This window comes from Phenylobacterium sp., from assembly GCF_036563385.1.
Taxonomy (GTDB): domain Bacteria; phylum Pseudomonadota; class Alphaproteobacteria; order Caulobacterales; family Caulobacteraceae; genus Phenylobacterium.
The window spans coordinates 15,546-35,913 of sequence record NZ_DATCML010000016.1; the positions used below are offsets into that span (position 1 = coordinate 15,546).

Consider the following 20,368-nt stretch of genomic DNA (forward strand, 5'->3'; position numbering starts at 1 on the left):
CTTACCCCGCAGGTAATCGCCGGCCTTCCTCCGCAGTGCTCTCCTGGCCGCGTGCAAGGGAGACCTCCGATGCTTCGCCGCTCCATCCTCCTCTCCGGCCTCGCGGCCGGCGCGGCCGCCGCCGCGCCTGCAGCCGCCGCGGCGCCGTCCGAAAGGCTCCCGCTCTTCCGCCGCGACTGGGGCTCGGGCCGCCCGGTCCTGTTCGCCGCCAGCTGGGCGCTCGACAGCCGCATCTGGGCCTATCAGGTGGCCCACCTCTCCGACCGTGGCTTCCGCTGCATCGCCTACGACCGCCGCGGCCACGGTCGCTCGCCGCTCGCCCGCACCGGCTACGACATGGACGTGTTCGCCGACGACCTCCGTGGCGTGATCGACGAGCTGGACCTGCGCGAGGTGGCCCTTGTCGGACACTCCATGGGCTGCGCCGAGATCCTCCATTACCTCGCCCGCCACGGGACCGGCCGCGTGCGCAAGGTCGCCCTTCTCGCGCCGGCCGCGCCCTTCCTGCTGCGCACCGCCGACAACCCGTACGGGGCGCCCATGGCATGGCACGAGGCGGCCATGCGGCGCTGGGCCCGCGACTTCCCCGGCTGGGCGCAGGAGAACAAGGCGCCGTTCTTCACGCCCCAGACCTCCCCCGCGCTGGCCGACTGGCTGACCGGCCAACTGGTGGAGACTCCCCCCGCGGTGGCGATCGCCACCTATCGGGCGCTGCTGCAGACGGACCTCCGTCCGGGTCTGCCCAAGGTGGACCGGCCGACCCTGATCCTGCAGGGCGACCAGGACGCCTCCGCGCCCCTCGACGCCACGGGCCGCCGCGTCGCGGCCGGGGTTCGCGGCGCCGAGCTGAGGGTCTACCCCGGCGCGCCGCACGGTCTCTTCGTCACCCATATGGACCAGGTCAACGCCGACCTGGAGGGCTTCCTGCGGGCCTGAGCGCAGTTAGGATCACCCCATGCTGCAACAGCGCAAACCCGTCGGCGAGCACCTGCGCGAGTGGCGCCAGCGCCGCCGCCTCAGCCAGCTCGACCTGGCCTGCGAAGCCGAGATCTCGGCGCGCCACCTTAGCTTCCTGGAGACCGGCCGGGCTCAGCCCAGCCGCGAGATGGTGCTGCGCCTGGCCGAACAGCTGCAGGTGCCCCTCCGCGACCGCAACCTGCTGCTCGTCTCCGCCGGCTACGCCCCGGTGTTCCCGGAGCGGCCGCTGGACGACCCGGCGCTGTCGCCGGCCCGCACGGCGGTGGAGCTGATCCTCAAGGCCCACGAGCCCTCGCCGGCCCTGGCCATCGACCGGGGCTGGAACCTGGTGCTCGCCAACGCGGCGGTGGCGCCCCTGCTGCGGGACGTCGCGCCGGCCCTGCTGCAGCTGCCGGTCAACGTCTTCCGCCTCGCCCTCCATCCGGACGGGCTGGCGCCGCGGACCGTGAACCTGCCCGAATGGCGGGCGCACCTCCTGGAGCGTCTTCGCCGCGAGATCGAGATCACCGCCGACAGCGGCCTCATCGCGCTGATGGACGAGGTCGCCGCCTATCCCGCGCCGGCGGGTCCCCGCCACCGCCCCGATCCGGCGGCCGTCGTCGTGCCTTTCCAGCTGGCCACCCCCTCCGGCGTCCTTTCCTTAGTCAGCACCACCACCGTCTTCGGGACGCCCGTCGACGTCACTGTCTCCGAGCTCGCTCTGGAAACCTTCTTCCCCGCCGACGACGCCACCGCCCGCGCCCTCGCCGCCGCCCTGGCCGCCACCTGAGCCCCTTCCGGAAGGAGGCGGAGGCTCCCGCGGACAAGCCGCCGCCGCGCCCTGGCGGCCACCTGAACGAGACCCCTCCCCCCTCCGCTCACCCCGGCGAAAGCCGGGGCCCAAGCTGAGTCCCGGAAGGCGCCGCCGCCCTGCCCGAGCCGCACCGCCGCTTGGATCCCGGCTTCCGCCTGGACGAGCGGAGGACGGACCGGCTGACCCGCTGACCGTCGCAAATAAACCCAACGCCCGCCGGCCAGACGTGTTAGTCTAGCTGACGGTCACGAGCGGCTCTCAGGCCGCCCAGCTCCAGATAGATACGCGCAGCGTAGCTCTGGGCCAGATCGCGAAAGCTCACTCGATGGGCGCGATTTCTGCACGAACACTCAAGTCGAGCGGCGTCATGATCGGGGGGATCCGCCGGCCGCTCCGATCCACCTTCAGGGTGTCGGGCGAGGGCGAGGCCTGGCGGGTGCGCCTGGGCGACACCGTCTATGGCGAGTTCCTCTCGCGGGGCGATGCGATCCGTGGCGCCTGCCTGGGCGCACGGACGGCGGAAGCCCGCGGCGGCAAGGCCGAAGTCCTGAGCGCCCCAGGCGACGAGCGCATGCCGCACTACGAACCCCACTTCGCCGACTGACCGGCGCCATTGCGGGCGCCCGAGCGCGTTCGCCAGACACAACCTGGAGACCACCATGGCCAAAGGCCAGAAACGATCCACCCGCGAGACCCGCAAGCCCAAGCAGGTCACCGCGAAGCCGGCGCCGCCGCCCCGTTCGTTCCTCGAGTCGGCGGCTCCGCCCTCGTCGCAGGGGCCCCGGCGCTGATGCTGGGTTGGCTGCGGGCCGCTGCGCCCACCGACGCCGAAGTGCGCGCGGAGATCTGGAAACTTGGCGGACGCCATCTCGGCTGGCCGCTGGAAGGCGCGCTTGCCGAGCTGCGCGAGGCCGGCCTCACCGCCGCCCGCGCCGCCCTGCTGCGCGCCTGCGTGGCCAAGCTCCAGGCCCGACCGGCCTGAACCGCCGCCCGCCCGGGCGGTCTCCCTCGAACAAGGATGCAGCTCCGATGAAACGTCACCTGCCCGTCTACCAGCCCGCCATCCTCGGCGGCCTGGGCGACCCGCGATCCACCCGCACGCCCGCCCCGCAGCCCCGCAAGCCCCTGCTCAACGACACGCGCAGCACCCGCTGAGCGGGCGCTCGGAGGCCTCCGCCTTCGCTTCCCGGTCAGCTCGCTCCGGCGGGCGAGACGGGTCGACTCTGCGGTTGGCCCTGACGAGCGCCGCCGCTAGCCTTCCGGAAAAGCTCTGAAGGAGGGACGCGATGGCTGAAGAGATCCTCGATCCCGCGCTGCCGATCGTCGATCCGCACCACCACCTCTGGGACCGGCGGGTCTATCCCGCGCCGGAGGGGCCGGAGCATCCGTTCCTCACCGCCATCGCCCCGGCGCAGCGCTACCTGCTGGACGAGCTGATGGCCGACACCGGCGGCGGCCACAACGTGGTCGCCACCGTCTTTGTGGAGTGCCGCGCCTTCTACAAGGCCGACGGGCCGGAGGCGCTGCGCTCGCTGGGCGAGACCGAGTTCGTGAACGGTGTGGCGGCGATGAGCGCCAGCGGCCTCTACGGTCCGTTCCGCGCCTGCGCCGGCATCGTCGGCAACGTGGACCTGACGCTCGGCGACAGCGCCGCGGGGATCCTCGAGCGCCACGTCCAGGCGGGCGGCGGCCGCTTTCGCGGCGTCCGCAATTCCGCGTCGCAGGACGACGACCCGGCCGTGCTGGGCCCGCTCAACCGGGTGGCCGCTGGCTTCTACCGGCGTGACGACTTCCGCGCCGGCTTCGCCCGGCTCGCGCCCCTCGGCCTCTCCTTTGACGCCTGGCTGCTGGAGCCCCAGCTGCCGGACCTCATCGACCTCGCCCGCGCCTTCCCAGAGACCACCATCGTCCTGGACCACGTGGGCACGCCGCTCGGCCGCGGCCGCTACGAGGGACGGCTCGCGGAACGCTTCCCGGTGTGGCGCGACAACATCCGCGAGCTCGCCCGCTCACCAAACGTGGTGGTGAAGCTGGGCGGCCTGGCCATGGCGTTCTGCAACTTCCCCTCGTTTCTCGCCGAGCCTCGGGCTTCATCCGAACAGCTGGCGAACGAGTGGCGGCCCTACGTCGAGAGCTGCATCGAGGCCTTCGCCCCCGAGCGCTGCATGTTCGAGTCGAATTTCCCGGTCGACATGGGGGCCTGCGACTACCGGACCCTCTGGAACGCGTTCAAGCGGCTGGCCGACGGCGCCTCGGCCGACGAGAAGACGGCCCTGTTCTCCGGGACGGCCACGCAGGTCTACCGCCTCGACCTCTGAACGCGCCGCTTCCCTTCCCACGTCAGTGGGAAGGGGGGTCCGTTCGCCGAGCCGCAGGCAAGAGCGAAGGGTGGGAAGGGCAAGCGGCGCGCGCCGTGTCTGCGGCTTGCGCTCGGCCCGCCCGCCTCAGCCGTCGAGCCGGTTGCCCTTGCAGTCCACCGCGAACAGCTTGGAGTCGTTCGCCATCACCTCGACGCGGTCGCAGTCGGCGTGGCGGGCCAGCAGTTCCGGGATGGCGGTCAGGACGTCGGCGGCCCGTTCGAGGCTCACCGTCTCCGTGGGGAACGCAGCCCCTGGATGGATGACGCGTAGGCGGTACATGGCGGAATTTTCTTTCGCAATTTCCGCAGCTTTGCGCCGCCCACGAGAAATGACCAACTCAGGGGAATTACGTAGGGCGGACGGCCGCAGGCGCCTCTGCTACCCTGGCGCCGACGGCGGAAACGAAGGGAGAGGACCGTGACCGAGGCGGAGATGGAGGCCATCGTCCTGTCCTTGCCGGGCGCGGAGAAGGGGACCAGCTACGGCCAGCCCGCCTTCAAGGTGAACGGCAAGTTCCTCACCCGCCTGCGGCGCGAGGATGGCAGCCTGGTGATCATGGACGTCAGCCCGGACGAGCGGGAGATGCTGATGGAAGCCGAGCCCGCCACCTTCCACCTCACGCCCCACTACCAGGACTACCCCTGCGTCCTCGCCCGGATGGAGACCCTGCATCCGGGCTCCTTCCGCAACTTCCTGGAGCGCCGCTGGCGCAAGATCGCGCCCCGGAAGCTGGTCCGCGAGCAGGAGAAGGCGGAGGCCGGCCAATGATGCGGCTTCGCCAGATCGCCCTGGTGGCGCGCGACCTCGCCGCCGCCGAGGCCGACATCCGCGACGTGCTCGGGCTGGACTACGCCTACGACGATCCCGGCGTCGGCAAGTTCGGGCTGAAGAACGCCGTCTTCCCGGTGGGCGACACCTTCCTGGAGGTGGTCTCGCCCAAGGCCGAAGGCACGACGGCCGGCCGGCTGCTCGACAAACGCGGCGGCGACGGCGGCTACATGGTCATCCTGCAGGTGGACGACGGGATCGCGGCGCGGCAGCAGGTGGCCCGCGCCGGCGCCCGGGTCATCGAGCAGGCCGAGTTCGAGGGCGTGGTGATGACCCACATCCATCCCAAGGACATCGGCGGCGCCATCCTGTCGGTGGACTCCATGCCCACCCCGGACGAGTGGCGCTGGGGCGGGCCGGTCTGGCCGGAGCACGTGCGCACCGACATCTCCACAGGGATCGTGGGCGCCGAGCTGCAGGGTTCCGATCCCGAACGCATGGCCTGGCGGTGGGGCGAGGTGCTGGCGCGCGAGGCCGGTCGCGCCGGCGAGGGCTGGCGTATCCTGCTGGACGGGTCGGAGCTGCGCTTCGTCCCCGCCCGCGACGGCCGCGGCGAGGGCCTCTGCGCCTTCGACGTCGCCGTGCGCGATCCCGCGGCCGCCGTGGCGCGGGCGCAGGCCCGCGGCCTGGTGGACGCCGCCGGCCAGCCGACCCTGTGCGGGACGCGCGTGCGGTTCGTGGCCGCCTAGAACTCTTCCTCGATGGCCGCGCGGAACTGCTCGAAGACCTCGGCGGCATGTTCCTCCGGCGTCGCAGGCGGCTCCGGTTCGGGCGCCGCGGCGGCCGGCCCGCCGACCAGCCGCCCCACCACCGCGCCGGCCTGCACCAGGACGATCTCCTCGCCCTCGGCGGCGCCGGCCAGCAGGGCCGCCACCTTCGGCGGCACGTCGTCGAGATCGATCGTCCGGCTCATGGCCCCATCCTAGACCGCTCCCGGCGCGGCGGGTAAACCCCCGCCATGGCTTACCGATCGCTCCGCGAGTTCCTCGTCAAGCTGGAGGCCGCGGGCGAACTGGTCCGCGTCACCGAGCCGGTCTCCTCCGTCCTCGAGATGACCGAGATCCAGCGCCGGCTGCTGGCGACCGGCGGCCCCGCCGTCCTGTTCGAGAACGTCATCCGGGCCGACGGCGAGCGCTCGTCCATGCCCTGCCTGGTCAACCTGTTCGGCACGGTGAAGCGGGTGGCCATGGGCGTCACCCTCGAGGGCAAGGCCCGGACCACCGCCGGCGAGCTGCGCGAGGTGGGCGAGCTGCTCGCCTTTCTGCGCCAGCCCGAGCCGCCCCGCGGCCTCAAGGACGCCTTCGACATGCTGCCGCTGGCGAGGACCGTCATGGGCATGCGGCCGAACGTTGTGAAGAAGGCGCCGGTCCAGGAGGTCGTCTGGACGGGCGACCAGATCGACCTCTCCCGCCTGCCGATCCAGACCTGCTGGCCGGGCGAGCCCGCCCCGCTGATCACCTGGCCGCTGGTGGTCACCAAGGGCCCCTCCGACGCCCGCGAGGACGACTACAACCTCGGCATCTACCGCATGCAGGTGATGGGCCGCGACCGCACCATCATGCGCTGGCTCGCCCACCGCGGCGGCGCCCAGCACCACCGCCGCTGGAAGGCCGCCGGCAAGCCCGCCGCCCTGCCCGCCTGCGCCGTGATCGGCGCCGACCCGGGCACGATCCTGGCCGCGGTGACGCCGGTCCCCGACACCCTCTCCGAGTACCAGTTCGCCGGCCTCCTGCGCGGCGCCAAGCTCGACCTCGTCCCCGCCAAGACCGTCCCCCTGATGGTCCCCGCCCACGCCGAGATCGTCCTCGAGGGCCATGTCCACATTGATCAGTATGCGGACGAAGGCCCCTACGGCGACCACACCGGGTACTACAACTCGGTGGAGAGCTTCCCGGTGTTCGAGGTCACCGCCGTGACCATGCGCCGCGACCCGATCTACCTGACCACCTTCACCGGCCGCCCGCCGGACGAGCCCAGCGTGCTGGGCGAGGCCCTGAACGAGGTCTTCATCCCGCTGATCCGCCAGCAGTTCCCGGAGATCGTCGACTTCTGGCTGCCCCCAGAGGGCTGCAGCTACCGCATCGCCGTGGTCTCCATGAAGAAGGCCTACCCGGGCCACGCCAAGCGCGTGATGATGGGCGTCTGGAGCTACCTGCGGCAGTTCATGTACACGAAGTGGGTGATCGTCGTGGACGACGACATCGACGCCCGGGACTGGAAGGACGTCATGTGGGCGATCTCCACCCGCATGGACCCTGCCCGCGACATCACCGTCGTCGAGAACACCCCGATCGACTACCTCGACTTCGCCTCCCCTGAGAGCGGCCTGGGCTCCAAGATCGGGCTGGACGCGACCAACAAGTGGCCGCCAGAGACCAAGCGCGAATGGGGCGAGAAGCTCGCCATGGACCAGGCCGTGATCGACACCGTGACCGAGAAATGGGCCCGCCTCGGCCTGCCGGGTTCCGGCGCGCCGGTCGACTGATCAACCTGCGCTGACGAGCCTTGCCCAAGGCCGCGAACCGGGCGCAACTGCTCCCACCAACGGAGGACCGGCATGGAGGCGACGGCTTCGGCGCAGGCTGCGGCGCTGTGGGCGGGGCTGCACCTGATCCTGCTGCTCGTCCTCTCGGTGCGGGTCGTGCGGCAGCGGCGGCAGCACCAGGTGGCGTTCGGGGACGGCGGGGTCCCCTCGCTGGTCCAGGCGATCCGCGCCTTCGGCAACGCCACGGAGTACGTGCCGGCGGGGCTGGTGGCGCTCGGGATCCTGGCGGCGGCGGGGGCGGCCCCGATGGTGGTGCACAGCCTGGGGCTGATCCTGCTGGCGGGTCGGACGGCGCATGCGGTGGGGCTGTCCCGCAGCGGCGAGGCGACGCTGCCCAGGAGCCTCGGCGTCGTACTCACCTGGCTGGCCTATCTGGCGGCGGCGGTGGCGCTGCTGTTCCACGCCATCCCCTGAGCTTGCCGGGGCGGGCGTGGTCGGCCATATGCCCGGGATGGACGAAAACCTGCTGCGAGATGTGGTCGACGCCGCCCTGAAGGCGGGCGCCGACGCGGCCGAGGCCGTAAGCGCGGAGCGACGCGCGCTGTCGATCACCGTCAGGCTGGGCGATCTCGAGGAGGTTGAGCGGGAAGAGGCGCGCGACCTGGGGTTGCGGGTGTTCGTCGGACGGCGGCAGGCGACGGTCTCAGGATCCGACATCAGCGCCGAGGGCCGGGCGAAGCTCGTGGAGCGGGCCGTGGCGATGGCCCGCCTGGCGCCGGAGGACCCGTACGCCGGCCTCGCGGACCCGGCGCGGCTGGCGCGCGGGCCGCTGCCGGATCTCGACATCTTCGACCCCAGCGAGCCGACCCCGGAGACGCTGGAGGCGCGGGCGCGGACCGCGGAGGGAGCGGCGCGCTCGGTGCCGCGGGTGACCAACTCGGACGGCGCGTCCGCCTCGTGGTCGTCGTCGCAATGGACCATGGTGACCAGCGGCGGCTTCGCCGGGGTGCACCGCGCCTCGGGCTTCTCCATGGGCGCGTCGGCGATCGCCGGGGACGAGAACGGCATGGAGAACGGCTATGAGGGCCGCTCCGTCCGCTGGCAGTCGGACCTGCCCTCCCCCGAGTTCATCGGCACCGAGGCGGGCAAGCGGGCGGCGGCCCGGTTGGGCGCGCGCAAGATCGCCTCCACCACGGCGCCGGTGATCTTCGAGAACCGCTTGGCGGCCTCGCTGCTCGGCCCGCTGATCGGCGCGATCTCCGGACCGTCCATCGCCCGCGGCACCTCGTTCCTGAAGGACAAGCTGGGCCAGCCGGTGTTCGCCAAGGGCGTCTCCATCATGGACGACCCGCACCGGCCCCGCGGCCTGGGCTCCTCGCCGTTCGACGATGAGGGCGTCGCCAACGCCCGCCAGGCCATCATCGAGGACGGGGTGCTGACCACCTGGCTGCTGAACTCCTCCTCGGCCCGCCAGCTCGGCCTGGAGACCACCGGCCACGCCTCCCGCGGCCTGGCAGGCCCGCCGGGCGTCGGCCCCTCCAACCTGACCCTCATGCCCGGCGACAAGGACCAGGCGGCGCTGATCCGCGATGCGGGCAAGGGCCTGCTCGTCACCTCGATGTTCGGCCCCTCCTTGAACGGCAACACCGGCGACTGGTCGGTGGGCTGCTCGGGCTTCTGGTTCGAGGGCGGCGAGCTGGCCTATCCGGTCAACGAGATCACGGTCGCGGGCAACCTGATCGACATCTACGGCCGCCTCGTTCCCGGCGCGGACCTGGAGATCCGCGGGGCGTCCAATGCGCCGTCCCTGCTGATCGACGGGCTCGCCATCGCGGGCCGATGAGCGCCGCGGCCGACCTCGCCCTGATCCTGCAGGCGGCGCACGAAGCCGGCCAGCTCGCCCACGACCTCCGCGCCCGGGGCCTGGAAGTTCAATACAAGGCCGGCAATTCGCCGGTCACCAACGCCGACCTGGCCGCCGACGCCCTGTTGCGCGAGCGGCTGGGGTCCGCCCGCCCCGACTACGGATGGCTCTCCGAGGAGACGGCGGACGATCCCGCCAGGCTCGCATGTCGCCGGCTGTTCGTCGTCGACCCGATCGACGGGACGCGCGCCTTCCTCAACGACCGGCCCTGGTGGGCCGTCTCGATCGCCGTGGTCGAGGATCAGCGGCCGATCGCCGGCGTGGTGTTCGCCCCGGAGGTCGCAGAGACCTATGCCGCGCGCGTCGGCGGCGGGGCCACGCGCAACGGCGCGCCGATCGCCCCCAGCGGCGTCAGCGCCATGGAAGGCTGCGCCATGGCCGGCGACCCACGCCTGTTCACGCACCCGAGCTGGCCGATCCCCTGGCCTGAGATGCGCGTCGAGCAGCGCAGTTCCACCGCTTATCGGATGTGCCTCGTGGCCGCGGGTGAGTTCGACGCCGCGGTGGCGCCGGTGCCCAAGCACGACTGGGACGTGGCCGCGGCGGACCTGATCGCCAGCGAGGCGGGCTGTTATGTAGGCGACCATCATGGCCGCCCCTTCCGCTACAACGGCGCCGATCCCGTCCAGGCCAGCCTGATCTGCGCCACACCCGCGTTGGCCCCATTGATCCTGGAGCGCGTCCGGCATATCGCCACGGCAAGCTGATCCAGCATTCCCCTCGACCAAGGTTCAAGATGTCCGACAAGCAGCTGCTGCACCTCGTCATCGGCGGCGAACTGAAGTCCCTCGAAGGCAAGCCCGAGTTCCGCGACCTCAACCGGATCGACCTGGTGGGCGCCTTCCCCAGCTACGAAGACGCCGTGCGCGCCTGGCGCGCCAAGGCGCAGGAGACGGTGGACAATGCGCTCATGCGCTACTTCATCATCCACGCGCACCGGCTGCTCGACCCCGACGCGCAGGACGACCACGAGCACTAGGTCGCGGCGCGCTCGAACTCCTCGAGCAGGGCGCCGTCGCGCCAGACCTCGACCTTGTGGGAGCTGCGATGCTCGCTGAGCAGGGCGGCGGCGCGGCTCCGCACAAGCTCGACGTCAGCCGCCGGGTAGACGTCGACGAAGGACGCCACACCATCGCTGCGCACACACAGCAGGGTGTAGAAATCCTCGCTCAACCCGACCTGGCCCGACGCACTGCTCATGGCTTATGCTCGCACAGAGCCTAACGCGCGTCTGTCGGTTGAACGACTTATCGGCGATTACTCGCGCCGCAGCAGCTTCTCCGTGAGCACGCTGCCGAGCATGCCGGCGCGGAACTTGGCCTTCATGCCCGCCGGGTCGTACATCGGGCTCTGGACCCACTCCAGGAAGCTCATCCCGGCCGGCTCGCCCTCTTCGAGATAGCGCTCGAAGGTGTAGTCCAGGACGCCCGTCTTGCCCTGTTTCACGTGCAGGTAACGCAGGTGGAGCTGGTCCATGGCCTCCCGAATGGTCTTGCCCTTCCGGAAGTGCATGTAGAGCACGCTCATGATCCCAGCCCGGTCCGCGCCGGACTTGCAGTGCATCAGGGCGGGATACTGGATCGTCTCGAACAGCCGCTTGGCGCCCAGCACCCGCTGAACGCTCGGCACCTCGCGCGAGGTGATGGTGAAGTCGACCATGGTCAGGTCGAGCCGCTCGCAGGCGTCCTTCTCCAGCGCATGGAAGCTCGCGTCGAAGCCGCCGCGCAGATTGATCACCGTCTTTATCCCGCGCGCCTTCCACGCGGCGAGCTGATGAGGCCACGGCTGGTTGGTCCGCACCAACTCCTCGGAAATCCAGTGGGCGTTGGAGAAGCCGAGACGCAGGTAGGCGTGGTCCTTCCACAGGTAGTCGGCATAGGCCTTCACGCGGCCGGCCGGACTCCTCAAGTCGAACGGGTTGTGGACGGGCTCACTCGTCATGCGGCTCATCTAGGCGCTTCGGGTGGGCTCGCAAAGCGGCGGCAGGGTCGCGCCTTCAGGTCTATGCGTCGGGCTCCATCCACGCCTTTCTGGCTGGACAGGCGTCCATGGCGCGGCGGTAGCCCTCGCGGGCCGTGATGCGGGCGAGATAGGCGCGTTCGGGCTCGGCCAGGGTGAAGCCGCCGGCGTGCACGGCGAACTCGAGGGCGTAGGCCACCGAGATGTCGGCGGCGGTGAAGGCTTCGCCCGCCATGTAGGGGGCGCGGGCGAGCTGGCGGGTGACGAGGCGCAGCCGGTTCTCGAACATCGAGACGCCCTTGCGGGCGCCCCAGTTGTCGCGCTCGGCGTCGGGCGCGAGGATGTCGCTGACGACCTTCATGAACATCGGCATGGCGAGGCCGGCTTCCCCCAGGTGGAGGAACTGCTGGTAGGCTGGGAAGGCGGGATCCTGCGGCCCGGGCGCGAGCGGGGTCGGGCCATAGCGGCCTATCAGGTATTCGAGGATGGCGATGGACTCCACCACGACCACCTCGCCGTCCTGCAGGGCCGGGATGAAGCCCGCCGGATTGATGGCCAGGAACTCGGTGTCGTTCTCGACACCGGCGAGCATGTCCACGTCGCGCAGGCGGTAGGGCAGCCCCATCTCCTCCAGCAACCAGACGACCCGAAAGCCCCGCCCCTCGCCCCAGACCGTGATCATCGTCGCCCCCTGTTCCAGCGCCCCATCCATCGCCGGAGCGACGGGCCGGCGCAATCGGGTTGTCTTGACTTCGCCGACGCGACAGCCGACGCCTGCCCCATGAACCCCGGCCACGAACAGGAGCTCTCCGCCCGCGAGGTCGTGGCGCGCGTGGCCCGGGGCTACATGGCGCCGCGCTGGAAGGGCTGGCTGACGGCCCTCGTGGCCGCGATCGTCGTCGCCGCGGTCTCCGCCGAGCTGATCCGCATCCTGGAGCCGGCGGTCAACGACCTGATGGTCAACCACAAACCGGGTCAGCTGGTGGCCCTGCCCATCACGATCGCCCTGCTGGCGCTGGTCCGGGCCGTGGCTCAGATGGTCCAGGCCTCGCTGGTCAATCGGATCGGCAACGGGGTCGTGGGTGACATCCAGGTGCAGCTGTTCGGCCGCCTAGTCCGGGCCGACCTCGCACGGCTGCGGAGCCAGCACTCGGGGGCCTACGTATCCTCGGTGCTCTACGACGCGGGGCTGATCCGCGAGGCGGCCACCGCCGGCGTCATCAACTACACCCAGCACCTGCTGACGGTGATCGGCGCCATCACCGTCATGGTCTCCAACGACCGGAACCTGTCGCTAGCGCTGATCGTGGCCCTTCCGCTGTCTGGCTGGATCATGCGCCGGTTCTCCAAGCGGACCACCAAGGCCACCAAGGGGGCGATGGCCGAGACCTCGGCGCTCTCGACGGCGATCATGGAGAGCCTCGACGGCATCCGCGTGGTGAAGATCGAGAACCGCGAGGGTTACGAGGAGGCGCGCGTGGCCGAGGTGGTGCGTCGCCGCCAGAACCACCTGCTGAAGGGGGCCAACGCACGCGCGCGGGCCGCGCCCTCCACCGAGCTGGTGATGACCCTGATCACCGCGGCCGTCATCGCCTACGCGGGCTGGCGCTCGCAGCAGGGGGCGATGACCGTCGGCGCCTTCGTGGCCTTCATCGGCGCCCTGGGGCTCGCCTCCCAGTCGCTGCGCCAGCTCGCCAACCTGCAGACGGTCATGGCTGAGGGGATGTCGGCGGCAAGGCGGCTGTTCGGCGCGCTGGACGTGGAGCCGGAGGTGCGGGAACGCGCCGGCGCGCGGCCGCTGGCCTGCGGCGCAGGCCTGATCCGGTTCGAGAACGTCGGCTTCTCGTACAGCGGCGACGGCCCGCCCGCGTTGGAGGGTGTCGACCTGGAGGCCCGGCGCGGCGAGACCATCGCCCTGGTGGGGCCCTCGGGCGGCGGCAAGACCACGATCCTGAACCTGATCCCGCGCTTCTACGATCCGACCGCCGGCCGGGTGCTGATCGACGACCAGGATGTCCGCGACGTGACGCTCGCCTCCCTGCGGGCGCAGATCGCGCTCGTCACCCAAGAGCCGTTCCTGTTCGACGACACGATCCGGGCGAACATCGCCTATGCGCGGCCCGACGCCCCGGCAGAGGCGATCGAGCAGGCGGCCATGGCGGCGGCGGCGCACGAATTCATCGTCGACCTGCCGAACGGGTACGACACCACCGTCGGCGAGGCCGGCGCGCGGCTCTCGGGGGGGCAGCGGCAGCGGATCGCCATCGCCCGCGCCTTCCTGAAGGACGCGCCCATCCTGCTGCTCGACGAGGCGACGAGCGCGCTCGACACCGAGAGCGAGGCGCAGGTGCAGGCGGCGCTACGGCGCCTGATGGCCGGGCGCACCACCCTGCTGATCGCGCACCGGCTGTCCACCGTGCGGGGGGCAGACCGCATCTACGTGATCGACCGCGGGCGCATCGTGGAGACCGGCGACCACGCCAGCCTGCTGAAGAAGCGCGGCCTGTACGCCCGCCTGGCCAAGTCCCAGGACCTGGAGGCGGAGACGGCCGCTTGAAGAAGCTGCTCCGCAACGACGGCGTCCAGGCCTTCCTCGGCTGGGTGCTGGGGACCTATCTACGCGTGGTGCTGCGCACGGTGCGCTGGACGCATGAGAACGTCGAGTGCGTGGAGCCGGTGCTGGCGGGGCGAAGCGGAGCCATCGCCCTCTTCTGGCACGGGCGCATCCCGCTGTGCCTGGCGACCGCGCCGCAGTGGTGGCGCAAGCAGACGCGCGCCTTCGTCTCGCCCTCGGCGGACGGCGAATTCATCGCCCAGGGTCTGGCCATGTCGGGCTTCCCGGCGATCCGCGTCTCCTCCGCCAAGAAGGGCGACAGCGCCAAGGCCCGGCAGGCGGTGGCCGCGATCCGCGAGGCGGTGGCCTGGGTTGCGGAGGGCGGCGCCCTGGTGGTGACGCCGGACGGGCCGCGCGGCCCGAACGAGGTGATCGCGCCCGGCGCCCTGCAGATCGCCCGGCGCTCGGGCCAGCCGGTCTTCCTGATGGGCATCGCCGCCAATCCGGCCTGGCAGCTGCGCAAGACCTGGGACCAGGTGATGTTCGCCGCCCCGTTCGGCCGCGGCGCCGTGGTCTGGGAGGGGCCGCTGTTCGTGCCGCCGGACGCCGACGAGGCGACAATCCAGGCGCTGGTCGCCGACTGGTCGGCCCGGCTCTCGGCCGCCACCCGGCGGGCCGAGGCGCTCGTCGGCCGGCCGCATTGATCGCCGCTTCGCCCGGTGAGACATAGGCCCCATGGCCCGCGTGCACCACGACCACGATCATCACGACCACGATGATCACCACCACGACCATGCTCACGCCCATGGGCACGGGCACGGGCACGGGCACGGGCATTCGCACGGACACGGCCACCACCATCACGCCCCGGCGGACATGGGCCGCGCCTTCGCCATCGGGGTGGTGCTGAACACGGCCTTCGTGCTGGCGGAAGCCGGGGCGGGCATCTGGACCGGGTCCATGGCCCTGCTGGCCGACGCCGGCCACAACCTTTCCGACGTCCTGTCGCTGGTCCTGGCCTGGGGCGCCACGGTGCTGGCCCGCCGCGCGCCGACCGGCCGCCGCACCTATGGCCTGCGCAAGGCGACCATCCTGGCGTCGCTGGCCAACGCCGTGCTGCTGCTGGTGGCGGTGGGGGCCATCGTGTCGGAGGCCGTTCACCGCCTGCGCGAGCCCGCCTCGATCGAGACCGGCCTGGTGATGGCCGTCGCCGGCCTCGGCGTGGTGATCAACACAGCCACCGCCCTGCTGTTCTTCCGGGGCAGCCATTCGGACCTCAACGTGCGCGGCGCCTTCCTGCACATGGCCGGCGACGCGGCGGTCTCCCTCGCCGTCGTGATCGGTGCCTTCGCCATCGGCCTCACCGGCCTCCAGTGGATCGACCCGGCGCTCGGCCTGCTGATCGCGGCCGTTATCGTCCTGGGCACCTGGAGCCTGCTCCGCGACTCGGTGGACCTGGCCCTCGACGCGGCGCCGCGCGGCATCGACGTGGGCGAGGTGCGCGCCTGGCTTGCGGCCCTGCCCGGCGTGGAGTCCGTGCACGACCTGCACATCTGGGCCATGAGCACCACCGAGACGGCGCTCACGGCGCACCTGATCCGGCCGGCGAACGCCGATGCCGACGCCTTCCTGCACCAGGCCTGCGAGGGGCTGCACAGGCGGTTCAACATCGGCCACGCCACCCTGCAGGTGGAGACCGACGCGGCGCATGCCTGCCGCCTGGCGCCGGCCGAGGTAGTGTGAGCCGGATCGCCCCGACCCTGCCGCTCGGGCTCTACCGCCTGGCGACGGGCCTGCTGGAGCCGCTGGCGCCTGGCGTGCTGAAACGGCGGGCCGAGCGGGGAAAGGAGGATCCCTCCCGGCTGGCTGAGCGCCTTGGACGCGCCACGCCCCCTCGCCCGCCCGGGCCCCTGGCCTGGCTGCACGGCGTCAGCGTCGGCGAGAGCCTGTCGCTGCTGCCGCTCGTGACGGCGCTGCGCGCCCGTCGCCCCGACCTGAACCTGCTGGTCACCTCCGGCACGGCGACGTCGGCCAAGCTGCTGGCCGAGCGCCTACCGGCCGGTGTGATCCACCAGTTCGCCCCGGTGGACACCCCCGGCGCGGTCGCCCGGTTCCTGGACCATTGGCGGCCGGGCGCCGGCGTGCTGGTGGAGAGCGAGCTGTGGCCCAACCTGCTGCGCGCGTCGCGCGCCCGGGGCGTGCGCCTGGCGCTCTTGTCGGCCCGCATCACCGAGGCCAGCGCCCGACGCTGGGCCCGCTGGCCCGGCAGCGCCCGGAGCCTGCTGTCCGCCTTCGACCTGATCATGCCGCAGGACTCCGCGACCGCGCAGCGCCTCGCCGCACTTGGGGGCCGCGTCGGCGACGCCCTTAACCTGAAGCTGGTCGGCGCGCCGCTTTCCTGGGACGAGGCCGCGTTGGCCCACCTGGCGGCCGCCGCCGCGGGGCGCAAGGTGGTGCTGGCGGCGAGCACCCATCCGGGGGACGAGCTGCTGATCGCGCAGGCTGTGCGGAAGGCCGCGCCGGACGCCTCGCCGTTGCTGGTGATCGCCCCGCGCCATCCGGCTCGCGCCGATGAGATCGGCCGCGAGATGGCCGGAGGGGGCTGGACGATCGCCCGCCGCTCGCTCGGACAGTCGATCGGGCCCGAGACGGACACGTACCTGGCCGACACCCTGGGCGAGCTTGGCCTCTTCTACGCCTTGGCCGACGTGGTCGTGATGGGCGGCGCCTTTCCGCCGTCCGTGGGCGGCCACAACCCGCTGGAGGCGGCGCGGATCGGCAAGGCGGTGCTGACCGGACCCGAGGCGTACAACGCTGCTGAGATCTACGAGGATCTCATCCGCGAGGGCGCCGCCCTGGAGGCCGGGGACGGAGACGTGCTCGCCCGGCACATCCGCGGCCTGCTCACCTATCCCCATGTCGCCCGGCGCATGGGCGAAGCGGCCCTCGCCTATGCCGAGCGGCAGGGTGCGGCCCTGGACCGCGCGGTGGCCCGGCTCGAGCCCCTGCTGCCTGCATGAAGCTGGCCACGCCCCGCTGGTGGTATCGCCGCGACCGGAGCTCCATGCCGGTCACGCGCGGCCTCCTGACGCCGCTGTCCTGGGTCTGGATGGCGGCCACGGCGCGGCGGCTGAAACGTACCGTCGGGGCAGATCCAGGCGCGCCGGTGATCTGCGTGGGCAATGTCACCATGGGCGGTGCGGGCAAGACGCCGGTGGTGCGCGCCGTGGCCGCGCGGCTGGCGGCCCGGGGCCGCACCGTGCACCTGCTGTCGCGGGGGTATGGCGGATCGCTGACGGGGCCGGTGCGCGTGGACCCGGAGGTCCACAGCGCGGCGGACGTGGGCGACGAGCCGCTGATGCTGGCCCGTGACTTCCCGGTCTGGGTGTCGCGCGACCGAGCCGCCGGCGCGCGGGCGGCGGTGGCCGCGGGCGCAGACGTGGTGGTGATGGACGACGGCCATCAGAACTCGGCGCTGAAGAAGGCGCTGTCGCTGCTGGTGGTGGATGGCGAGACCCGCAACGAGGAATGGCCGTTCGGCGACGGCCGCGTCTTCCCGGCCGGTCCGATGCGCGAGCCGCTGTCGACGGGACTGGCGCGCGCCGACGCCTCCGTCGTGCTGCTGCCGGCCGACCTGCCGACGGCGGAGCCGGACCTGCTGGCCGCGCTGAGCGCCCGGCCGACGCTCTGCGCTCACCTGGTGGCCGCCGAGCCGCCGCCGGCGGGCCCGCAAGTCGGCTTCGCAGGCGTCGGCAAGCCGTGGAAGGTGGAGCGGGCGCTGCAGGCGGCCGGGTGCGAACTGGCGGACTTCGCGCCGTTCCCGGACCACTTCGCCTACGACGAGGCGACACTCGCGCGGCTCGCCGCCCGGGCCGGCCAGTTCGGCGCCGGCCTGGTGACCACGGAAAAGGACTGGGTGCGCCTGCCGCCGGCCTGGCGCTCGCGGGTCGCCGCCTGGCCGGTCCGCGCCGTCTTCGACGACGAGGCGGCGCTGGACGCGGTGCTGGCGAAGGCGGGGCTCTAGGCGCTGGCCCCGGCTTTCTGGGCGTAGGCCCAGCTCATCTTGGCGAGCGCCTCGACCCGCGGGCCCATGTTGGCGGCGTCCGGATGGTTGGCGGTGCCGTCGCGCACCCGGCCGAGGATGCCCTGCAGGATGCCGACCAGCCGGAAGGCGTTGTAGGCGAAGAACCAGTTCAGGTCGGGGATGCCGGAGCGGCCCGTCAGGCTGCAGTAGTAGTCCACCGCCTGGTCGAGGGTCGGGATCCCGTGGGCCTTCAGGTCGGGCAGGGTCGAGATCGTGCCGTTGACCCAGTTCATCAGGACGTAGGTGAAGTCGGCGAGCGGCTCGCCGAGGGTGCCGAGCTCCCAGTCGAGCACCGCCACGACCCGCGGCTCGGTGGGGTGGAAGATCATGTTGTCCAGGCGATAGTCGCCGTGGACGATGGACGTGCGCTCCTGCGGGGGCACCGTCTTGGGCAGCCAGTCGATGAGGCGCTCCACCTCCTCGATGTGGCGGGTCTCCGACGCCTTGTACTGCTTGGTCCAGCGGTCGACCTGCCGGGCCATGTAGTTGCCGGGCTTGCCGTAGTCCTGGAGGCCGACGGCGGCGTACTCGGTGTTGTGCAGGTCGGCCAGGGTCTTGATCTTGGCCTTGAAGATCGCGTTGCGCTCGGCCGGGCCATAGGCGGGCAGGCTCTGGTCCCAGAGGACGCGGCCCTCCACCATGTCCATGACGTAGAACATGGTGCCGATGACGCTGTCGTCGGCGCAAAGGGCGTAGGGCCGCGCCACCGGGAAGCCGGTGGGATGCAGCGCGCTGATCACCTTGAACTCGCGGTCGACGGCGTGCGCGGAGGGCAGCAGCTTGCCGGGCGGCTTGCGGCGCAGGACGTACTTCTTGGCCGGGGTGATCAGCTGGTAGGTCGGGTTGGACTGGCCGCCCTTGAACTGGCGGACCTCCAGCGGGCCCTGGTAGCCCTCGACGTTGGCCTCCATCCAGCGGGCGAGCGCCGCCTCGTCGAAGCGGTGGGTCTCGGCGACCTCCTTGGTGCCCGTGTTGGCCTGCTCGCGAGCCTGTTCGGCGGCGACGTCGGTGGTCACGGACATGGGGTCCCCTCCTGCTGCGTTCGTACGCTTGTTTGAAACCACCTTACCCGCCGGCGGCCAAGCCCGGAAGGGTTCAGCGGGAGAGCGCGCGCCAGCCGATGTCGGTGCGGTGGAAGCCCTCGGGCCAGTCGATGGCGGCCACGGCGCCATAGGCGTGCTCGCGCGCCTCGGCGAGGTCGCGCCCCGTGGCGCAGACGTTGAGCACGCGGCCGCCGGCGGCGCGCAGCTGGCCGTCCTCGCCTCGCGCCGTGCCGGCGTGGAACACCTGCACATGCGGGCCGAAGTCCTGCTCGGCGCCCCGGATCACGCTGCCGGCCTCCGGTGCGCCCGGGTAGCCGCGGGCGGCGAGCACCACGCAGACGGCGGCCTCGTCGCGCCAGACAGGTTCGGGCGTCTCGGCCAGGCGGCCGGTGGCGCAGGCCATCAGGTAGGGGACGAGATCGCTCTCCAGCCGCAGCATCAGGACCTGGCACTCGGGATCGCCGAAGCGGGCGTTGAACTCCACCAGCTTCGGCCCGTCGCGCGTCGCCATCAGCTCCACGAACAGCACGCCGCGGTAGGGGGCGCCCTCCTCCGCGATGGCCCGGAAGGCCGGCTTCACCAGCCGCTCGTCGGTCTGGGCGACCAGCTGGTCGGTGAAAACGGGGGCCGGCGAATAGGTCCCCATGCCGCCGGTGTTGGGGCCCTGCTCGCCGTCGAAGGCGCGCTTGTGGTCCTGGACGCCGCCGAACAGCTTGGAGGTCGCGCCGTCGCTGAGCGCGAAAAGCGAGCCGATCTCGCCCTCGAGGAACTCCTCCAGCACGATCACCTGGCCGGCCTCGCCGAAACCGCCCGAGAAGGCGTCGTCGATGGCCGCTTCGGCGGCGGCGCGATCCTCGGCGATCACCACGCCCTTGCCGGCGGCCAGGCCGTCAGCCTTGACTACGTAGGGCGGCTGGAAGTCCGCGAGCGCGGCGTGGGCGGCGTCGCGATCCTGGCAGATGCGGTAGCGAGCGGTGGGCAGGTGATGGCGCTCGGCGAAGGCCTTGGTGAAGGCCTTGGAGGACTCCAACCGGCCGGCGGCGGCGGTGGGGCCGAAGCAGGGGATCTGCGCCGCCTCCAGGGCGTCGGCGAGGCCGGCGGCGATCGCCACCTCGGGGCCGATCACCACGAGGTCGGCGGCCATGTCGCGGGCCAGCTGGACCAGCCCGGCGACCTCGGTCGGCTTGTGCGGCGCGCACTCGCAGATCTGCGCCATGCCAGGATTGCCCGGCGAGGCGACGAGGCGGGTCACCAGCGGCGACTGGGCGATCTTCCAGGCCAGGGCGTGCTCACGCCCGCCCGAGCCGACGAGGAGGATGTTCATGGCCCGGCGCTTTCGCCCGCGCACGCGCCACGGTCA

Annotated in this window: 25 protein-coding genes; 18 read left to right on the forward strand and 7 right to left on the reverse strand. The window is 71.9% G+C overall.

Annotated features, from left to right (window positions below):
- Positions 1-69 precede the first annotated feature (69 nt).
- The 6 genes from VIL67_RS17630 (at position 70) to VIL67_RS17655 (ending at position 4,089) form a co-directional block, all read left to right on the forward strand.
- On the forward strand, positions 70-936 hold the full coding sequence (locus VIL67_RS17630) for an alpha/beta fold hydrolase (protein ID WP_332050229.1): 867 nt from the start codon (positions 70-72) through the stop codon (positions 934-936).
- Between the two features lie 19 nt (positions 937-955).
- Complete coding sequence (locus tag VIL67_RS17635) at positions 956-1,747, forward strand: helix-turn-helix domain-containing protein (protein WP_332050230.1); 792 nt, start codon at positions 956-958, stop codon at positions 1,745-1,747.
- A gap of 391 nt (positions 1,748-2,138) precedes the next feature.
- Positions 2,139-2,375, forward strand: coding sequence for a hypothetical protein (locus VIL67_RS17640; protein WP_332050231.1), 237 nt, complete (start codon positions 2,139-2,141; stop codon positions 2,373-2,375).
- 186 nt (positions 2,376-2,561) lie between these two features.
- On the forward strand, positions 2,562-2,753 hold the full coding sequence (locus tag VIL67_RS17645; RefSeq protein WP_332050232.1) for a hypothetical protein: 192 nt from the start codon (positions 2,562-2,564) through the stop codon (positions 2,751-2,753).
- A 47-nt stretch (positions 2,754-2,800) separates the two neighbouring features.
- Entirely contained in the window at positions 2,801-2,926 is a 126-nt protein-coding gene (locus tag VIL67_RS17650; RefSeq protein WP_332050233.1) for a hypothetical protein, read from the forward strand.
- Positions 2,927-3,057: 131 nt separating this feature from the next.
- On the forward strand, positions 3,058-4,089 hold the full coding sequence (locus VIL67_RS17655) for an amidohydrolase family protein (RefSeq protein ID WP_332050234.1): 1,032 nt from the start codon (positions 3,058-3,060) through the stop codon (positions 4,087-4,089).
- A gap of 126 nt (positions 4,090-4,215) precedes the next feature.
- On the opposite strand, the gene VIL67_RS17660 is transcribed toward VIL67_RS17655, so the two are convergent.
- A complete protein-coding gene (locus tag VIL67_RS17660) occupies positions 4,216-4,410 on the reverse strand; it encodes a hypothetical protein (RefSeq protein WP_332050235.1) in 195 nt (64 codons plus the stop codon).
- Positions 4,411-4,548: 138 nt separating this feature from the next.
- Here VIL67_RS17660 and VIL67_RS17665 point away from each other — a divergent pair, with 138 nt between their 5' ends.
- Complete coding sequence (locus VIL67_RS17665) at positions 4,549-4,899, forward strand: MmcQ/YjbR family DNA-binding protein (protein ID WP_332050236.1); 351 nt, start codon at positions 4,549-4,551, stop codon at positions 4,897-4,899.
- Complete coding sequence (locus VIL67_RS17670) at positions 4,896-5,648, forward strand: VOC family protein (protein WP_332050237.1); 753 nt, start codon at positions 4,896-4,898, stop codon at positions 5,646-5,648. The genes VIL67_RS17665 and VIL67_RS17670 overlap by 4 nt, the downstream gene beginning before the upstream one ends.
- Here the strand turns inward: VIL67_RS17670 and VIL67_RS17675 are convergent.
- Positions 5,645-5,872: a hypothetical protein gene (locus VIL67_RS17675; RefSeq protein ID WP_332050238.1), complete on the reverse strand. Its 228-nt coding sequence runs from the start codon at positions 5,870-5,872 to the stop codon at positions 5,645-5,647. The two genes, VIL67_RS17670 and VIL67_RS17675, sit on opposite strands and share 4 nt — an antisense overlap.
- A 45-nt stretch (positions 5,873-5,917) precedes the next feature.
- Between VIL67_RS17675 and VIL67_RS17680 the strand changes: the two genes are divergently transcribed.
- From VIL67_RS17680 to VIL67_RS17700, 5 genes are all read left to right on the forward strand, one after another.
- Positions 5,918-7,444, forward strand: a complete 1,527-nt coding sequence (locus tag VIL67_RS17680; RefSeq protein ID WP_332050239.1) for a UbiD family decarboxylase — start codon at positions 5,918-5,920, stop codon at positions 7,442-7,444.
- A 72-nt stretch (positions 7,445-7,516) separates the two neighbouring features.
- Positions 7,517-7,918, forward strand: coding sequence for an MAPEG family protein (locus VIL67_RS17685; RefSeq protein WP_332050240.1), 402 nt, complete (start codon positions 7,517-7,519; stop codon positions 7,916-7,918).
- Between the two features lie 37 nt (positions 7,919-7,955).
- Positions 7,956-9,287: a TldD/PmbA family protein gene (locus VIL67_RS17690; RefSeq protein ID WP_332050241.1), complete on the forward strand. Its 1,332-nt coding sequence runs from the start codon at positions 7,956-7,958 to the stop codon at positions 9,285-9,287.
- Entirely contained in the window at positions 9,284-10,075 is a 792-nt protein-coding gene (locus tag VIL67_RS17695; RefSeq protein WP_332050242.1) for a 3'(2'),5'-bisphosphate nucleotidase CysQ, read from the forward strand. The genes VIL67_RS17690 and VIL67_RS17695 overlap by 4 nt, the downstream gene beginning before the upstream one ends.
- A 29-nt stretch (positions 10,076-10,104) precedes the next feature.
- Positions 10,105-10,347 (forward strand): DUF4170 domain-containing protein, encoded by a 243-nt coding sequence (locus VIL67_RS17700; protein ID WP_332050243.1) that lies wholly within the window; start codon positions 10,105-10,107, stop codon positions 10,345-10,347.
- Here the strand turns inward: VIL67_RS17700 and VIL67_RS17705 are convergent.
- From VIL67_RS17705 to VIL67_RS17715, 3 genes are read right to left on the reverse strand one after another with little or no spacing between them, the layout of a single operon-like run.
- Complete coding sequence (locus VIL67_RS17705; protein WP_332050244.1) at positions 10,344-10,568, reverse strand: hypothetical protein; 225 nt, start codon at positions 10,566-10,568, stop codon at positions 10,344-10,346. The genes VIL67_RS17700 and VIL67_RS17705 overlap by 4 nt on opposite strands.
- 57 nt (positions 10,569-10,625) lie before the next feature.
- Entirely contained in the window at positions 10,626-11,318 is a 693-nt protein-coding gene (locus VIL67_RS17710) for a fused DSP-PTPase phosphatase/NAD kinase-like protein (RefSeq protein WP_332050245.1), read from the reverse strand.
- Positions 11,319-11,370: 52 nt separating this feature from the next.
- Complete coding sequence (locus VIL67_RS17715) at positions 11,371-12,009, reverse strand: glutathione S-transferase family protein (protein ID WP_332050246.1); 639 nt, start codon at positions 12,007-12,009, stop codon at positions 11,371-11,373.
- A 99-nt stretch (positions 12,010-12,108) separates the two neighbouring features.
- Between VIL67_RS17715 and VIL67_RS17720 the strand changes: the two genes are divergently transcribed.
- The 5 genes from VIL67_RS17720 to lpxK are packed head-to-tail and all read left to right on the forward strand — an operon-like array spanning position 12,109 to position 17,905.
- Positions 12,109-13,884 carry an ABC transporter ATP-binding protein gene (locus VIL67_RS17720; RefSeq protein WP_332050247.1) on the forward strand — a complete coding sequence of 592 codons (1,776 nt, stop codon included), beginning with the start codon at positions 12,109-12,111 and terminating at the stop codon, positions 13,882-13,884.
- On the forward strand, positions 13,881-14,585 hold the full coding sequence (locus tag VIL67_RS17725; RefSeq protein WP_332050248.1) for a lysophospholipid acyltransferase family protein: 705 nt from the start codon (positions 13,881-13,883) through the stop codon (positions 14,583-14,585). The genes VIL67_RS17720 and VIL67_RS17725 overlap by 4 nt, the downstream gene beginning before the upstream one ends.
- A gap of 31 nt (positions 14,586-14,616) precedes the next feature.
- Positions 14,617-15,624, forward strand: a complete 1,008-nt coding sequence (locus VIL67_RS17730) for a cation diffusion facilitator family transporter (RefSeq protein ID WP_332050249.1) — start codon at positions 14,617-14,619, stop codon at positions 15,622-15,624.
- On the forward strand, positions 15,621-16,901 hold the full coding sequence (locus VIL67_RS17735; RefSeq protein WP_332050250.1) for a 3-deoxy-D-manno-octulosonic acid transferase: 1,281 nt from the start codon (positions 15,621-15,623) through the stop codon (positions 16,899-16,901). Before VIL67_RS17730 ends, VIL67_RS17735 begins: the two co-directional genes overlap by 4 nt.
- The gene (gene lpxK, locus VIL67_RS17740; protein ID WP_332050251.1) at positions 16,898-17,905 is read left to right on the forward strand and encodes a tetraacyldisaccharide 4'-kinase; all 1,008 of its coding nucleotides are present in this window, start codon (positions 16,898-16,900) and stop codon (positions 17,903-17,905) included. Before VIL67_RS17735 ends, lpxK begins: the two co-directional genes overlap by 4 nt.
- On the opposite strand, the gene VIL67_RS17745 is transcribed toward lpxK, so the two are convergent.
- Together VIL67_RS17745 and purD are read right to left on the reverse strand one after the other, a co-directional pair.
- Positions 17,902-18,987 (reverse strand): phosphotransferase family protein, encoded by a 1,086-nt coding sequence (locus tag VIL67_RS17745; protein WP_332050252.1) that lies wholly within the window; start codon positions 18,985-18,987, stop codon positions 17,902-17,904. The two genes, lpxK and VIL67_RS17745, sit on opposite strands and share 4 nt — an antisense overlap.
- 73 nt (positions 18,988-19,060) lie before the next feature.
- Positions 19,061-20,332 carry a phosphoribosylamine--glycine ligase gene (gene purD, locus VIL67_RS17750; protein ID WP_332050253.1) on the reverse strand — a complete coding sequence of 424 codons (1,272 nt, stop codon included), beginning with the start codon at positions 20,330-20,332 and terminating at the stop codon, positions 19,061-19,063.
- Positions 20,333-20,368 lie beyond the last annotated feature (36 nt).

Bases quoted from the DNA above. Each gene is read 5' to 3' on its own strand.
- VIL67_RS17690 (WP_332050241.1), top strand. From the start codon at position 7,956: ATGGACGAAAACCTGCTGCGAGATGTGGTCGACGCCGCCCTGAAGGCG.
- VIL67_RS17650 (WP_332050233.1), top strand. From the start codon at position 2,801: ATGAAACGTCACCTGCCCGTCTACCAGCCCGCCATCCTCGGCGGCCTG.
- VIL67_RS17695 (WP_332050242.1), top strand. From the start codon at position 9,284: ATGAGCGCCGCGGCCGACCTCGCCCTGATCCTGCAGGCGGCGCACGAA.
- VIL67_RS17655 (WP_332050234.1), top strand. From the start codon at position 3,058: ATGGCTGAAGAGATCCTCGATCCCGCGCTGCCGATCGTCGATCCGCAC.
- VIL67_RS17710 (WP_332050245.1), bottom strand. From the start codon at position 11,318: ATGAGCCGCATGACGAGTGAGCCCGTCCACAACCCGTTCGACTTGAGG.
- lpxK (WP_332050251.1), top strand. From the start codon at position 16,898: ATGAAGCTGGCCACGCCCCGCTGGTGGTATCGCCGCGACCGGAGCTCC.
- VIL67_RS17670 (WP_332050237.1), top strand. From the start codon at position 4,896: ATGATGCGGCTTCGCCAGATCGCCCTGGTGGCGCGCGACCTCGCCGCC.
- VIL67_RS17745 (WP_332050252.1), bottom strand. From the start codon at position 18,987: ATGTCCGTGACCACCGACGTCGCCGCCGAACAGGCTCGCGAGCAGGCC.
- VIL67_RS17720 (WP_332050247.1), top strand. From the start codon at position 12,109: ATGAACCCCGGCCACGAACAGGAGCTCTCCGCCCGCGAGGTCGTGGCG.
- VIL67_RS17685 (WP_332050240.1), top strand. From the start codon at position 7,517: ATGGAGGCGACGGCTTCGGCGCAGGCTGCGGCGCTGTGGGCGGGGCTG.
- VIL67_RS17630 (WP_332050229.1), top strand. From the start codon at position 70: ATGCTTCGCCGCTCCATCCTCCTCTCCGGCCTCGCGGCCGGCGCGGCC.
- VIL67_RS17715 (WP_332050246.1), bottom strand. From the start codon at position 12,009: ATGATCACGGTCTGGGGCGAGGGGCGGGGCTTTCGGGTCGTCTGGTTG.
- VIL67_RS17705 (WP_332050244.1), bottom strand. From the start codon at position 10,568: ATGAGCAGTGCGTCGGGCCAGGTCGGGTTGAGCGAGGATTTCTACACC.
- purD (WP_332050253.1), bottom strand. From the start codon at position 20,332: ATGAACATCCTCCTCGTCGGCTCGGGCGGGCGTGAGCACGCCCTGGCC.
- VIL67_RS17730 (WP_332050249.1), top strand. From the start codon at position 14,617: ATGGCCCGCGTGCACCACGACCACGATCATCACGACCACGATGATCAC.
- VIL67_RS17675 (WP_332050238.1), bottom strand. From the start codon at position 5,872: ATGAGCCGGACGATCGATCTCGACGACGTGCCGCCGAAGGTGGCGGCC.
- VIL67_RS17635 (WP_332050230.1), top strand. From the start codon at position 956: ATGCTGCAACAGCGCAAACCCGTCGGCGAGCACCTGCGCGAGTGGCGC.
- VIL67_RS17700 (WP_332050243.1), top strand. From the start codon at position 10,105: ATGTCCGACAAGCAGCTGCTGCACCTCGTCATCGGCGGCGAACTGAAG.
- VIL67_RS17645 (WP_332050232.1), top strand. From the start codon at position 2,562: ATGCTGGGTTGGCTGCGGGCCGCTGCGCCCACCGACGCCGAAGTGCGC.
- VIL67_RS17680 (WP_332050239.1), top strand. From the start codon at position 5,918: ATGGCTTACCGATCGCTCCGCGAGTTCCTCGTCAAGCTGGAGGCCGCG.
- VIL67_RS17640 (WP_332050231.1), top strand. From the start codon at position 2,139: ATGATCGGGGGGATCCGCCGGCCGCTCCGATCCACCTTCAGGGTGTCG.
- VIL67_RS17660 (WP_332050235.1), bottom strand. From the start codon at position 4,410: ATGTACCGCCTACGCGTCATCCATCCAGGGGCTGCGTTCCCCACGGAG.